The organism is Metabacillus malikii, assembly GCF_030813355.1.
Taxonomy (GTDB): domain Bacteria; phylum Bacillota; class Bacilli; order Bacillales; family Bacillaceae; genus Metabacillus; species Metabacillus malikii.
This window is the reverse complement of sequence record NZ_JAUSUD010000004.1, coordinates 187,520-202,332: the sequence shown is the minus strand read 5'-3', so window position 1 is coordinate 202,332 and position 14,813 is coordinate 187,520. Positions and strand designations below refer to the sequence as shown.

General features: G+C 36.8%; 13 protein-coding genes. All 13 read left to right on the top strand.

Annotation, left to right across the window (positions count from 1 at the left end; translation table 11 throughout):
• Nucleotides 1–23: 23 nt before the first annotated feature.
• The 13 genes from J2S19_RS06360 (at nt 24) to J2S19_RS06305 (ending at nt 14,776) form a co-directional block, all read left to right on the top strand.
• Nucleotides 24–923 (top strand): carbohydrate ABC transporter permease, encoded by a 900-nt coding sequence (locus J2S19_RS06360; protein ID WP_307338905.1) that lies wholly within the window; start codon nt 24–26, stop codon nt 921–923.
• Between the two features lie 14 nt (nt 924–937).
• A complete protein-coding gene (locus tag J2S19_RS06355; protein WP_307338902.1) occupies nt 938–1,813 on the top strand; it encodes a carbohydrate ABC transporter permease in 876 nt (291 codons plus the stop codon).
• A 27-nt stretch (nt 1,814–1,840) separates the two neighbouring features.
• Nucleotides 1,841–2,449, top strand: a complete 609-nt coding sequence (locus tag J2S19_RS23675) for a YesL family protein (protein WP_370875074.1) — start codon at nt 1,841–1,843, stop codon at nt 2,447–2,449.
• A 423-nt stretch (nt 2,450–2,872) separates the two neighbouring features.
• Entirely contained in the window at nt 2,873–3,412 is a 540-nt protein-coding gene (locus J2S19_RS06350) for a DUF1541 domain-containing protein (RefSeq protein ID WP_307338899.1), read from the top strand.
• Between the two features lie 819 nt (nt 3,413–4,231).
• Complete coding sequence (locus tag J2S19_RS06345) at nt 4,232–5,296, top strand: C45 family autoproteolytic acyltransferase/hydrolase (RefSeq protein WP_307338897.1); 1,065 nt, start codon at nt 4,232–4,234, stop codon at nt 5,294–5,296.
• An 83-nt stretch (nt 5,297–5,379) separates the two neighbouring features.
• On the top strand, nt 5,380–6,366 hold the full coding sequence (locus tag J2S19_RS06340) for a sugar-binding protein (protein ID WP_307338894.1): 987 nt from the start codon (nt 5,380–5,382) through the stop codon (nt 6,364–6,366).
• Complete coding sequence (locus J2S19_RS06335; RefSeq protein ID WP_307338892.1) at nt 6,363–7,784, top strand: sensor histidine kinase; 1,422 nt, start codon at nt 6,363–6,365, stop codon at nt 7,782–7,784. Before J2S19_RS06340 ends, J2S19_RS06335 begins: the two co-directional genes overlap by 4 nt.
• The gene (locus tag J2S19_RS06330; RefSeq protein WP_307338888.1) at nt 7,777–9,294 is read left to right on the top strand and encodes a response regulator; all 1,518 of its coding nucleotides are present in this window, start codon (nt 7,777–7,779) and stop codon (nt 9,292–9,294) included. The genes J2S19_RS06335 and J2S19_RS06330 overlap by 8 nt, the downstream gene beginning before the upstream one ends.
• 141 nt (nt 9,295–9,435) lie before the next feature.
• A complete protein-coding gene (locus J2S19_RS06325) occupies nt 9,436–9,573 on the top strand; it encodes a hypothetical protein (RefSeq protein ID WP_307338887.1) in 138 nt (45 codons plus the stop codon).
• A gap of 489 nt (nt 9,574–10,062) precedes the next feature.
• Entirely contained in the window at nt 10,063–11,544 is a 1,482-nt protein-coding gene (gene xylE / locus J2S19_RS06320; protein ID WP_370875073.1) for a D-xylose transporter XylE, read from the top strand.
• Between the two features lie 274 nt (nt 11,545–11,818).
• Entirely contained in the window at nt 11,819–12,262 is a 444-nt protein-coding gene (locus J2S19_RS06315) for a hypothetical protein (RefSeq protein ID WP_307338884.1), read from the top strand.
• A 212-nt stretch (nt 12,263–12,474) separates the two neighbouring features.
• Complete coding sequence (locus tag J2S19_RS06310; protein ID WP_307338882.1) at nt 12,475–12,720, top strand: hypothetical protein; 246 nt, start codon at nt 12,475–12,477, stop codon at nt 12,718–12,720.
• 577 nt (nt 12,721–13,297) lie between these two features.
• Complete coding sequence (locus J2S19_RS06305; protein WP_307338879.1) at nt 13,298–14,776, top strand: Lsa family ABC-F type ribosomal protection protein; 1,479 nt, start codon at nt 13,298–13,300, stop codon at nt 14,774–14,776.
• Nucleotides 14,777–14,813: the final 37 nt, after the last annotated feature.

The window sequence follows — 14,813 nt, the reverse complement described above, 5'->3', positions numbered from 1 at the left end:
GCTGCACCAAAGGGGGAAGGGATATGTTCTCAAGGACATTACAAAAAAATCATTATGGATATATATTTATCGCTCCGTTTTTTATCGTTTTCATCGTATTCGGATTATATCCGATTTTGTATTCGTTGTATCTAAGCTTTACAAACTGGGATGGTTTTGGCAATCCGGCTTTAATCGGCTTTGAAAACTATCAACGATTGTTTAGTGATTATTTCTTCTATAAGTCACTAGGTAATACATTGCTAATCTGGGGCGTCTCCGTCATCCCACAGCTTACTGTCAGTCTTGTACTCGCTGTTATATTACATGAAAAATTTGTCAAAGGGAAGAGTTTGTTCCGGGCTGTATTTTTCTTTCCAAACATTGTAACTGCTGCTTCTTTAGGACTATTAGTTGCGTTAATCTTCAGTTGGCAAACAGGTAGCTTTAATCAATTATTAATGACTCTTGGCTTTATTTCAGACCCAATTAACTGGGCAGATAAGCCAATGTTTATGAGAATACTCGTATCATCGATTTTATTTTGGCAATATTTTGGTTACTCAATGATTATTTACATCGCAGGCCTACAAGGTATCTCACGAGATTTATTAGAAGCTGCGGAAATTGATGGCGCTTCCAAAGTGAAAGTATTTTTCCATATCACACTTCCTTTACTAAGACCAATCATCTTATTCCAAATCGTTACTTCAATCATTGGTGGCATGCAAATTTTTGACCAGCCTTTTACACTAACGAACGGTACCGGTAACCCGGATCATGCCACGTTAACAAGTGTCATGTATTTATATGAAACAGCATTTACAAGGTATCAGTATGGCTACGGTTCTGCAATTGCCTTCGGGTTATTCCTTGTCATTGTCATTTTCTCCATCTTATCGTTTACTTTAATGAACCGAAGAACGAAGGGTGAATCGAATTAAAGGAGGTTTGCAAAATGTCGCGAAATCTTTCACTGGCAACATCGGTAACAGAAATTAAATCGAACAAGCGAAAAATTAAGCTTAGCCATGTCATCGTACACGTTTTTCTCATATGCTTTGCGATAATTTGTATCATCCCATTCTATATCATGCTTATTTATGGTACACATACAAATGCAGATATCGCTTCAAAATTTATCTTTTTACCTGGTAACGCATTAATAGAAAACTACCAATCTATGAATGAAAACGTCAATATTTGGCGTGGCTTTATTAATAGCTTAATCATTGCTTGCTGTTCAACTGCTTTAACATTATATTTCGGTGCCTTAAATGCATATGGCTTCGCAAAATACAAATTTAAAGGGAAAAAGTTTCTTTTCATCTTCGTGCTTGCAACGATGATGGTCCCTCAACAGCTAGGCTTAGTTGGGACATTTCGAATAATGTATATTCTAAATTTAATTGATACGTACGCAGCACTCATTTTGCCTGCAGCGGCTAATGCCTTTGCCGTTTTCTTTGTCAAACAGTTTATTGATAGTACAATTCCTGATGAAGTCATTGAATCAGCTAGAGTAGACGGTGCTGGTGAATTTAAAACATTTAACCGGATTATTTTACCTATGCTTATGCCAGCCCTTGCTGCATTAGGGATTTTTACCTTTATCGGTTCCTGGAATAACTTTATGGGACCATTAGTATTATTATTTACAAACGATAAGTATCCGTTGCCACTATTAGTACAGCTTCTGCAAGGGTACTACGGAACAAATTATGGTGTGCAATATTTGGGTGTTGCACTATCAGTATTGCCAATCATAATCGTCTTTGCGATATTCTCAAAACGGATTATCGGCAGTGTAGCAATTGGTGCAGTAAAGGGTTAAAACAATAACAGAAAGGGTGAAACGTCCATGCAACGAAGTGGAGTAATCAATGTAATTAATTTTGTAGGTGAATGGATGATTAAGCTTGTATACGCCAATTTGCTCTGGATGCTTTTCACCCTTTTAGGGTTAGGTATTTTCGGTATTATGCCGGCTACTGTTAGTTTATTCACTCTCATCCGGAAATGGATTACCGGAAATGAAGAACAAACAACCTTCCGTATATTTTGGAACACTTATCGTCAGGAATTTATTAAAGCAAATCTATTTGGAATAATTTTTCTCACTATTGGCATATTTTTAAGATTTGAAATCATCTTTTTTCAGATGTCATCTTCAAATCTACTATTTCAAATATTCCATGCGATCATGATTTGCATAAGTTTGCTTTACTTCATTACTTTATTAAATTTCTTTCCTGTTTATGTACATTTTAAACTAAAATTTTTTCAATACCTAAAATTTTCTCTACTTATTGGCCTATCACAGCTATCATCAACCCTTGTCATCATCTTTACAACCACTATCCTACTTTGCATATACTGGTACATCTCAGGACTCATCCCATTACTAGCAACCAGCCTCCTTGCCCTCAACATCATGTGGTTCTCCCACCAAACCTTCAAAAAACTATGAAGCAGAGGGACGGTTCGAAGCCACTGAAAAAGTATACTGATTTCAGATAAGTATAAACTCTTAAACAATTTATTGTACATTTAATGTGCTTATCCTCCGTATAGTTTGGTTGGAGCGGAAGTGCGAGACTCCTGCGGGATGAGTGGGAGAGCTGAGACCCCGCAGGCGTTTGCGCTGAGGAGGCTCAGCACCCACCCCGCGGAAAGCGAGTACTGCAGCGGAAATCAAACTGAACGTCAACTTTGTGCGATAAATTCTATTTTTCTAATAAGAATACTTTTTCAATGGTCTCGGACGGTTCTCCTGCTTTCTTTTCTTGTGAAAAGGAAGCAGAAAGAACCGTCCCCGCGCTTCCTACGTATTCCTACGATTAATAATGTCCAAACTATTATATGAATAATAATTATTAAAGGAGTTTACACATTGACAAACAAGCTAAGCTTTACACAATTTTTTCTATTGGTCATAACAATTTTCTTAACAGCATGTGCAAATCAGCAAATGGAAGAGATGGACCATTCCCATATGATTTTACAAGGTTCAAGTGATGTTCCTAGCGATTTAAAAGTAGCAGAGAACCCAACCTATCCAGTTGGTAGTAAAGCAAAAAGCAAAACAGACCATATGGGGGAAATGATGATGGGTGTAGAAGTAGAAATCGTTGGCGCCTATGAAACAACAGCATACGTCACTTCCTATACACCTTCAGATAATGCCCACCCAAGAGTTGAAAATCATAAATGGATTATTCATGAAGAACTCATCGATGTAGGAGAAGAGACATTACAACGGGGAGAGAAAGCTAAAACATCCGCTAATCATATGATGGGCATGGAAGGAACAGAACAAGAAATTATCTCATCTACAGAGACAACCGTTTATATGGTAAACTTCACAACACCTGACGGACAAAAGGCAACAAACCATAAATGGCTTACCGAGGAGGAACTAGAACCTTTGTAAGCAGCATGGAAGCAGAGGGACGGTTCGAAGCCACTGAAAAAGTATACTGATTTCAGATAAGTATAAACTCTTAAACAATTTATTGTACATTTAATGTGCTTATCCTCCGTATAGTTTGGTTGGAGCTGATTGCGAGACCTCCTGCGGGATGAGTGGGAGAGCTGAGACCCCGCAGGCGTTTGCGCTGAGGAGTACGAAAAGCGTAGGCGGCTTGCCCATCGACGTACAAACTGGAGGGGCATCGACTGAGATAAAGGAATCACGATGAGCCGTATGGCGAATCGATGATGACTTATCGTAGGGAGGTGACCTGAAGTTTGATAGTCGATAGCCGCCGGAGCTAGACAGGCTCAGCACCCACCCCGCGGAAAGCGAGTACTCGTGCTGTAATCAAACTGAACGTCAACTTTGTGCGATAAATTCTATTTTTCTAATAAGAATACTTTTTCAATGGTCTCGGACAGTTCTCCTGCTTCCTTTATTATGAAAAAGGAAGCGGAAGAACCGTCCCTGTGCTTCTTGAGAGGAAACACAATATTATAACAACAAATCAACAGAAGCTTCAAACGTTATCAATTATGCCCCCTACAGTATGCTAGTATAATGATAACTACACCCTATATGAATGAAGTTTGTATACCGTAAAGGAAAGCAACAAAACATCATCCTTGTTACTAGGTAAACTTTTAATTTATATTAGAACTTTTTTTAAAGTCTTCGTTACTTTCCTTTTCCACTAATTCCATATATCCTTATCTATATAAAGGAAGCACAAGAACCGTCCCCACGCTTCCTCAACCATCATCCGGAGGCAAAGAATTGAAGAATATACATGTGAACATCATTCAAGCACGTAACACACATTATGATTTTGGTTATTTACAAGGAGAGCAAATCCTAGATTCGATTCTCGTCAAAAATCGTGAGCAGCAATGGAAGATGCGAAGACCAAAATTCACAATTGATATAAATGAAGCAAAGCAAGCAATCGAAAAGTGGGCACCGTTTATTTGGAACGAATTTTTAGGCTTACAAGATGCATTAAAATGGCCAATGGAAAAGGTATTACAGGAATTCGGTGGATACCGGGTGAACCTGACACGATCAGGTTGTTCTATTTATGTCGGACGCGATTATATGATTCGTAATTATGATTACCATCCTAAAACATATGACGGTCGTTACGTTCTATTTCAGCCAACAGATGGCGGATTTGCGACAATTGGTTTTACTCAGAAAATCACCGGCAGAAGTGATGGCATGAACGAAAAAGGCTTATCAATGGGATACACCTTTATGAATAGAAAACGCCCAGGTGACGGCTTTGTTTGTCATATGATTGGCAGGCTTATTCTTGAATGTTGTGCAACTGTTTCGGATGCAGTTGCATTTCTGAACGAAATCCCACATCGCGGTTCGTTTAGCTATGTCTTATTTGATAAAACCTGTGCATCGCCAATGATTGTTGAAACTTCACCACGCAAAATTGCAGTTCGAGAAGGATATTCATGTACAAATCATTTCAAAATCCTGACTGAAGAAAATCGTCACATTCTTGATGATTCTAAAAAACGTTTGGAAATAGTTGATGAACAACAAAAAATGAATTTAAGTGGTGAAGAAGCATTTAGACTCTTAAATGATACAAATAAAGGTGTGTTTTCAAAACTTTACGGGAGCTGGGCAGGGACTATCCATACGTCAGCCTATTTCCCTCAGCCATTAGAAGCATGGCTTGCCATTGGGGGAGACCAACCACATACAAAAATCAGCTTCTCAAATTGGCTGAAGGGTGAAAATATTGCTCTTCAAACCGTTAACGGTGTTATCGATACCGTGATTCCGTTCGCACACATTGAACGAGCAGATTGGTTTCAAAAATAGATGACTCCTTACTTTACCCTTGCTTATTTCAGACAATTTCATCTATTATCTAGAAGGGAAAACCAAATAAGTTAGGTGGTCTAATGAAACGTAAACCAATCATTTATTTCATACTTATCACATTAAGTATCTTAACAATTATCATTTCGTTTTATTTATTTAATCAAGTTCAGACACACACAAAAAAGCTTGAAAGTGCTCTCTCACCAAAAGCATCTTTACCAAAATATCATTTTGCCTTAATTGTTGAAGAGATGCAGCATGAATATTGGCAGCTTGTAGGTGATGGTGCAAAAGCTGCAGCGTCAAAGCACAACGTTCATGTTGAATACATCGGTCCAGAGCGCTCCAACCCAGAGGAACAACTAATGCTTATTGATAAAGCGATCAAATCAAAAGTGGACGGGATTATTGTTCAAGGTCTCAATGAAAGCTTTACAGCATTAATTAATCAAGCTGAATCACAAAATATCCCTGTCATAACAATTGATACAGATTCACCAGATAGCAAACGGCATGCCTATATCGGATCCGATAACTATGAAGCTGGGCAACTGGCAGGGAAGGCATTAGTCGAGGATACAAATGGTAAAGCTACCGTAGGGATTATAACCGCCAGCTTAGAAAATCCACACCATATGCAGAGAGTTCAAGGCTTTAAAGATATTGTCGAAAAAGAGAAAGGGATCGAAATTGTTGCAATTAAAGAATCAAAAATATCACGAGTGGAAGCAGAAGAGACTGCATACGATATGCTTATTAAACACAATGATATTACAGCATTTTATGGAACAAGTTCGTATAACGGCTTAGGAATTGTATCCGCAGCTAAATCATTACAAAAACAAAACGATATGTATGTAATCACCTTTGACCCGATTGATGAAAATATGACGTTGTTGCGAAATGGAGACATTGATGCAATTGTTGAGCAGCACCCATATGAGATGGGCTTTCACAGTATCGAAACAATGCTAGAAGTAATGAACGGTAAGCTAATTCATGATGTCACACATACGGAATCATCAATTATTCGTTCTCCACATGTCGAGCAGGGTGGTTCATCATGATTAAACTTAGAACAAAACTCCTTATCTATTTTGCAACGATACTGTTACTGTTCGTTATTATCTTTTTAATACGTGAGCAGAGCAACGAAAACGTAATCGGGCTGTATAAAGAAAATGAACAATCACAGTTCTTATTAAATCAATTAACTAATCAAACAACTCAAACCTTTGATACATTACAAATTTATGTTCATGAACCATTACAAGAAAACCTAAACACTCTTGAGAAAAATAAACAGAAACTTATCCAGCTTAAAAAAACATTTCAACTGAAAGAAAATCATGGAGTCAAGTCAAAAAACTATATCAATATCATATCGAGTTTTCTTGAAAGTGTAACGAATACCGTTGAAGCTGTGACAAAGCAGGATATTGAAGCATACTCATTTCATCTTCAAGAAGCAAATCGTACATCTATCTATATACATGAGTTAACGCTCGACATTATCAACGAAAACCTAACAACATATCAGAAAATAGCAAAGATCAGCGATGAAAAAATAAAGTATACGAAACTATTTAGTTTATCATTAATTGTTTTACTCATCCTCATTAGCATATTATTTGCGCTTTGGTTTTCAACTGGAATTACGCGAACGATTGCCAAGCTTACTAATGCAGCAAAAGAAATATCCGCGCGACGCTATAATGTGGAAGATGTTGTTGTCTCAAGAAAGGACGAGCTTTGGTTTTTAACAAAAACATTTAATGAAATGAAGCAAAATATACTTGCTTCAATGAGTGAAATCGAAGAAAAAGCGAAATTAGCACAATTGCTAAAGGAAATGGAACTTAAAAGCCTCCAAAATCAAATCAATCCCCATTTTCTTTTTAATACGTTAAATACGATTTCAAAAACAGCCTTTATCGAAGGGGCTGAAAACACAAGTGAGCTTATTTCATCGATGTCAACGTTACTACGCTACAACATTGGTAGTCTTGATAGGCAAACATATTTAAGGGATGAAGTAAAAATCGTTAAGGAATATTTTTTCATTCAACAGACCCGTTTTGGCGACCGTGTTGAATTCAGGGAAAAAATCGACACGAAATGTCTTGCCATTCCAATTCCATGTCTAACATTACAACCAGTAGTTGAAAATGCGTTTATACACGGAATCGAACACATGGCAGAAGGAGCAGTTATAGAACTTAAAATATATGAAGCAAATGATTTTGTCGTCATAGAAGTATCTGACAACGGTATTGGTATGGACAAAACTACGATTCACCGACTTCTCAATGATAAAGATGCAGAGGTACTTCAAGGGTCAGGTCACTCAACAGGTATCGGTATGAGAAATGTAATGGACCGTCTCCGTTTGTTTCAAAAGGAAAGCAAATTTGAAATAAATTCAATGCCTGGTAAAGGAACAACTGTCAGAATCAAATTAAGGAAGGAGGCAAATGATGATTAACATCATGCTAGTCGATGATGAACAACTAGAACGAGAAGGCTTGAAACTTATGCTAACAAAAGAACGTACAAACTTTCGAGTCGTTGCAGAGGCCAAAAATGGAAAACAAGCCGTCGAACTAGCACTCATTCATAAACCGGATTTAATCTTTATGGACATCAAAATGCCTGAATTTGATGGCCTTGAAGCAATAAGAAGAATTCTAAACGTACTACCGCAAACAAAATACATTATGGTATCAGCATTCGATACATTTGAATATGCGCGTGAAGCAATGAAGTATGGGATAAAGGAGTATTTGCTAAAGCCAAGTAAAATGTCAGAATTGCTAGAGGCTTACGACCGGATGGCAAATGAAATAACTGCCGAAAAACTAAAAGATGCTGAATCAAAGCAGCTCAATCAGCTCGTTGAAATGGAATTTATCATCTCATTTATCATGGACCACGTTCATGAATTCAATGAAACAGACTGGGAAGACTTATTAGACCTGGGGAATAAAACGGCCTTCGTTACGGTGTTTTCATTTACAGCACAAGCACTTCATCCAACAAGAGAGCAAAGAAGTAGCTGGTACCAAAACTTAAAGCAAGTCATCCAAACGTACTATCCGAAATCTCTCGTTGGGCCATTAACAGGGTTTCAAGTTCCAGTACTCCGTTTTGTCGAAGATGATGATGACCGGGATGAATTTGCACGCTCAATCATTTTAAATATGCAAAAGCAGTTAAAAGACACACGTATAAGTGCGGGAATTGGTTCCATTGTAAAAAATGTTAATGATTATTCAACATCATATCAACAAGCGCTTGATGCCCTAGGGCTTACTGGAACGAAGTCAAAAGGCTCCTATTTAGTTTATCATGATGGAATAAAGCAAATGCGCAAACAACTCGTCCCATCAGAGCTCGAGAAAAAATTAATTGATGTTGTCAAAAAGGGACACAGCCAGCATGGACTTCAGTTATTCGAGCAATACTTTCAAGTAATCCAGGAAGCGAACAACTACGAAGTGAATACAACACATAGGGCAATTGAACATTTCTTCATTGTCCTGACACGGTCACTTGCTGAGTTAGGTTATAACGATGAAATTCAAATAAACCTCGGGCAATTTTCAACAACGTTGCAGCTAAAAACAGCTGCAAAAGCACATTTACTTAAAATTATTGAGCATATAGCAGAATATCGTTCAAATGGGGTGCAAACACTCCTTTTACAAGCAAAAGATTATGTCGATAGCCGCTATCAAAAATCAATTTCCCTAGAAGAAGTTGCTGAACATGCTGGAATTAGTTCCTACTACTTAAGCAAGCTTTTCAAAGAAACATTCAATATCACTTTTATCGACTACTTAACAAAAAAAAGAATCGAAAAAGCAAAAGAGCTCTTACTAGGAACGATGTCCCTAAAAGAAATCGCGCTCACAATCGGCTACAAAGACCCAAACTACTTCAGCCGTGTCTTCAAAAAAGCAACAGGCTCAAGCCCCACCGAATACCGAAAATGAAGCAGAGGGACGGTTCGAAGCCACTGAAAAAGTATACTGATTTCAGATAAGTATAAACTCTTAAACAATTTATTGTACATTTAATGTGCTTATCCTCCGTATAGTTTGGTTGGAGCTGATTGCGAGACTCCTGCGGGATGAGTGGGAGAGCTGAGACGTGAGCAGGCGTTTGCGCTGAGGAGTACGAAAAGCGTAGGCGGCTTGCCCATCGACGTACAAACTGGAGGGGCATCGACTAAGACCAAAGGAATCACGATGAGCCGTATGGCGAATCGATGATGACTTATCGTAGGGAGGTGACCTGAAGTTTGATAACGGGTAGCCGCAAGGAGCTATGAGGCTCAGCACCCACCCCGCGGAAAGCGAGTACTCGTGCTGCAATCAAACTGAACGTCAACTTTGTTCGATAAATTCTATTTTTCTAATAAGAATACTTTTTCAATGGTCTCGGACGGTTCTTCTGCTTCATTTTTTTGTGATAACCACACAATACCCCTACACAAATTAGATTAGCTAGAACACTTCATACCTCGCTACTTAGTTACAAAAAACTACAAGAACTTGAAACAAGATTAAACATCTAGTAACTTACTACAGCAAATATGTACTCCTTCCCCAAATCACAAAAAAATCTAGACACTAACAAAAAAGTACAGATGAAAGCGAAATCAAGTATCCGTTTACATGATAATTTATTTATACAGCAAGCAAACACTACTTTCGCAACCTGTTATGAAAGCGTTAGCGAATGAACTATAAAGGGAGGGGATGAAAGAGCATAGTCTCTTTCAACAACATATGAAAAAGAATAGTTATTTCTATATTGTATTAATTACATTAGTTGCCACACTCGGTGGTTTATTATTTGGATACGACACTGCCGTCATATCCGGAGCAGAAGGAGCACTTCAAGCATATTTTACAGATAGCCTTGGACTTAGTTCACTAGTCCACGGAATTACAGTTTCAAGTGCATTAATCGGATGTATTATTGGCGGTTTTGTATCCGGTTACTTTGCATCAAACATCGGACGAAAATATTCTCTCGTTATTGCAGCAGTATTGTTTATTCTATCTGCATTAGGCTCTGCCTACCCGGAATTTTTATTTTTCACAAAAGGAGAGCCTTCAATCGCGTTATTAATTACATTTAACATCTATAGAATCATCGGTGGTATAGGGGTTGGTCTCGCATCAGCAGTTGCACCAATGTATATTAGTGAAATGGCTCCACCGAAAATTCGCGGAACATTAGTATCTTTAAACCAATTTGCCATTATTCTCGGCATGCTTGTCGTTTATTTCGTCAATTACGGAATCGCGAACGGCCAAACAATTGAATGGATTAACGATATCGGCTGGCGTTACATGTTCCTTTCAGAAGCAATCCCAGCAGCACTTTTCCTAGTTCTTTTATTCACTGTACCGGAAACACCACGTTATCTAATTTTAAAGAACGAGGACAAGAAAGCGATGTCAGTTTTAAATCGCTTGTACGAAAAAGCAGTAGCAACAGCAACATTAGTTGAAATTAAATCTTCCTTTGACAAACATCAAGGGAAAGCTAAACTATTTTCATTCGGTAAAGCGATCGTCATTATCGGTATTTTATTATCCGTGTTCCAGCAGTTCGTCGGCATTAACGTTGCACTATACTATGCACCACGTATTTTTGAAAGTATGGGAGCAGGTAGAGATGCATCTATGTTCCAAACAATTATTATGGGCTTAGTCAATGTCGTCTTCACCCTTATCGCAATCTTCACTGTTGATAAGTTTGGGCGTAAGCCATTATTAATCATTGGTTCTATCGGGATGACAATCGGTATGTTCGGTGTAGCCACTATGGCATATACAAATACAATCGGAATTGGCACACTTATTTTCATCATTATTTATACAGCATCATTCATGATGTCTTGGGGACCAGTCGTATGGGTATTAATCTCTGAAATCTTCCCGAACAAAATTAGAGGTCAAGCAGTTGCCATCGCGGTTGCAGCACAATGGGCTGCGAACTATTTTATCTCATCTACTTATCCGGCAATGATGGAAATTAGTGGAGGGTTAACCTATTCATTCTATGGACTAATGAGCTTACTATCAGCAATCTTCATTTGGAAGTTTGTACCTGAAACAAAAGGAAGATCGTTAGAAGAGCTTGAATCACAACTAGTTAAATCAAACGAAGAAACACAGCAAAAAGGAGATTCAAAGTATACACACGAAACAGCATATAAAACAAACTAAGAAATAATGAGAAAATGACTTGTCAGTAGATAAGTCATTTTCTATAGTTATATGATAATCTTCTATTCTACAATTATTAAACTAGAGACATGAAGAAGGTCTTTCATAAGAGAGTATTACATTTATGACTATTTCATTATAAAAATGATTAATTATGAAACTTTTTCCATACCATTTCGTCATAACTATTGGTGAAGATTCGTAAGGTAAGCTATTGACCTTACGAACTCTAATAATCCAATTAAATGTAGATAATACGAGGTGGAACTATAGTATGAAAACGAAGAATATCTCCACAATCACTTTAATCATCACAGGAATTGCCATTGTCGTTTTTGCAGTCATGCTCGGCTTTCAGTCACTAATAGGACTATTTTTAGATTTTAGTTTTCAACATCCATTAGGAGCACTTTATATGTGTCTAACAATTTTTGCTGGATTTATATTGTTAGCACCATTAAGTATTTTAGTAGAAGCGATTTTAAAATATAAAAAACGTGATAATAAAATAACATTATTTCTATTTGAAACGATTCAATTTGTCATTTTCTTCTTGTTCATGCATTTCATGAACGCAGGTTTACATATCATCGAATTTCAGTCTGCGAATACAGAAATTGTTTACTTTCTGCTCATGTATTTATTTTTCTTTTTGTTTGGTGCAGTAGATAATGTGATAAAACGTGAAGATGAGGAAGCAGCAAAAGAAAATATATAGGAATATGTTCAATTTTTCTCCGTACACTTACAAACAATTTTAAATTATGTAAAAAACAGTTGTTAATAAAATTGTTTATCATGTATATTTTTATTAATGACTAATAATTAAATAAGGAAAAATCACAATAACTGTTGTCTTTTGTCACATTATGTACGATGATTATGTATAGAATTGACAAACTATTTCAAAAAATAAAAGGGGATACAAACATGAGTAGTGTTGACCAGTATGAACTAGGGAAAAAAGTCTATCAGGACTGGAGAATGAAAGTGGATGACCATAATAGCTATGAAATCGTACGGGAATTAGGAGATGAACATTTAAACGTTGAGAAGTTGAAGCAAGGCTTTATCGATGAGCGTTGTGCCTGCCTAAAAAAACAAGCAGATTTTGATGATATTGAGTGTTTTTACGGAGCTTTACAGGAAATTAGTACAGGTCTCATAAATAAATAAAATTAAAATACGTGGTCTATTTGTTTAGTTCACGTTTTATTATGCTAATTTCACATATTGTTGTATGAAGAGGCAGTAATGAGGCTTCCCATTCTCATAATTTTTTTAACTGAATCAAACTGGATGCGTAAAATGAAGTATCAGTCTACTAACTAGATAATACAACTAACATCTTTACTTGTTATTGATTTCCAAATAAATAGTTGATAAGATAAACATACATTAGATGAGAGGACTGATGGATGAACAATGATTAACTAATCTATATTTTTATTTGAAATGAATACATTCAAATCGCAAAATATAGGATTAGTCTATCTATTTTTAAATCAGTTCTAGGAATATCTTTAATTCTTTGACAGTTATGAACTCATGAATCTAGACCAAAGACTAGTCCTTCCAATCAAAATTGGGAGGATTTTTTATTCTCTCAAAAACAAAGGAGAGGAATGACATGATAACAACTAATCCCTAATGACACCTACACTAGATAAGCGTTTACTATGTATAACTGCCTATCATGGTGAGGTGCCAACTTTGTATATATGATAAAGCAACATACAAAGGAGGAATGTTTATGTCAATGATACACGTACAAGACTTAACATTTGCTTACCCAAGCAGCTTTGATAATATTTTTGAAAATGTCAATTTTCAAATCGATACAGATTGGAAGCTTGGATTTATTGGAAGAAACGGGCGAGGCAAAACAACCTTTTTACATTTATTATTAGGGTACTATGAATATACAGGGAAAATTATCACATCCGTACAATTTAATTACTTCCCTTATCCAGTGTCAAATAAAAACAGAAATACACATGAAATACTTGAAGAAATTTGCCCACAGGCAGAGGATTGGCAATTTCTACGAGAAATTGCTTATCTAAATGTCGATGCTGAAGCTATATACCGACCGTTTAATACATTATCAAACGGCGAACAAACAAAGGTATTGCTTGCTGCATTGTTTTTAAATGATGGCCAATTTCTTTTAATTGATGAACCGACTAATCACTTAGACACAGATGCAAGGAAAATCGTTTCAGAATATTTACGGCGGAAGATAGGATTTATCTTAATTTCACATGATAGAAACTTTTTAGATGGATGCGTAGACCACATCTTATCGATTAACAAAGCCAACATTGAAGTCCAAGCTGGGAACTATTCAACTTGGAAAATCAATTTTGATAGACAGCAGGTGCATGAAGAAGCTGCAAATCATCGCCTCCAAAATGATATCAAAAGATTAAAACAGTCTTCAAAGCGAACCGCAGGGTGGTCTAATAAAGTAGAAGCTTCAAAAAACGGAACAGTAAACTCCGGATCGAAAGTAGATAAAGGATATGTCGGACATAAAGCAGCTAAAATGATGAAAAGAGCAAAAAACTTAGAAACAAGACAACAAAAAGCGCTTGAGGACAAGGCAAAGCTTCTTAAAAATGTCGAAAAAACCGAAGCACTTAAACTTTCAACGATAACACATCACTCAAGTGAATTAGTTGTTTTGAACGATGTTTCGATTTCCTACGATAGTCATTCCATAAATAAGCCGACCAGCTTTAAAGTAGCACATGGAGACCGCATTGTCCTTGATGGAAAAAACGGAAGTGGGAAAAGCAGTATCTTAAAACTTATATTAGGAGAGCAAATAGCGTATACAGGCACCATCACATTAAGCTCAGGACTGATCATTTCCTATGTCCAGCAAGATACGTCACATTTAAAAGGACATCTTTCCGAATATATTAAAGACAATGAGATTGACGAAACATTATATAAAGCCATTCTTCGTAAATTGGATTTTGATCGCATTCAATTTGAAAAGGACATCGCAGATTATTCTGGTGGCCAAAAGAAAAAGCTGTTAATTGCTAAAAGCTTATGTGAAAAAGCACATCTATACATTTGGGATGAACCGTTAAACTTTATTGATATCTATTCGCGGATTCAAATTGAAGAGCTCATTCGAAGCTTCAACCCTACAATGATTATTGTTGAACATGACAAAGCTTTTCAACAAACAGTTGCTACTGAAATTGTTTATCTGTAAGTAAAGTTTTAAGAGGTTGGGTCAAACTGTTCCAACC

What these genes read in the sequence shown, in the direction of transcription:
- J2S19_RS06360 (WP_307338905.1), top strand. Translation starts at nt 24, where the DNA reads ATGTTCTCAAGGACATTACAAAAAAATCATTATGGATATATATTTATC.
- J2S19_RS06355 (WP_307338902.1), top strand. Translation starts at nt 938, where the DNA reads ATGTCGCGAAATCTTTCACTGGCAACATCGGTAACAGAAATTAAATCG.
- J2S19_RS23675 (WP_370875074.1), top strand. Translation starts at nt 1,841, where the DNA reads ATGCAACGAAGTGGAGTAATCAATGTAATTAATTTTGTAGGTGAATGG.
- J2S19_RS06340 (WP_307338894.1), top strand. Translation starts at nt 5,380, where the DNA reads ATGAAACGTAAACCAATCATTTATTTCATACTTATCACATTAAGTATC.
- J2S19_RS06335 (WP_307338892.1), top strand. Translation starts at nt 6,363, where the DNA reads ATGATTAAACTTAGAACAAAACTCCTTATCTATTTTGCAACGATACTG.
- J2S19_RS06330 (WP_307338888.1), top strand. Translation starts at nt 7,777, where the DNA reads ATGATTAACATCATGCTAGTCGATGATGAACAACTAGAACGAGAAGGC.
- xylE (WP_370875073.1), top strand. Translation starts at nt 10,063, where the DNA reads ATGAAAGAGCATAGTCTCTTTCAACAACATATGAAAAAGAATAGTTAT.
- J2S19_RS06315 (WP_307338884.1), top strand. Translation starts at nt 11,819, where the DNA reads ATGAAAACGAAGAATATCTCCACAATCACTTTAATCATCACAGGAATT.
- J2S19_RS06310 (WP_307338882.1), top strand. Translation starts at nt 12,475, where the DNA reads ATGAGTAGTGTTGACCAGTATGAACTAGGGAAAAAAGTCTATCAGGAC.
- J2S19_RS06305 (WP_307338879.1), top strand. Translation starts at nt 13,298, where the DNA reads ATGTCAATGATACACGTACAAGACTTAACATTTGCTTACCCAAGCAGC.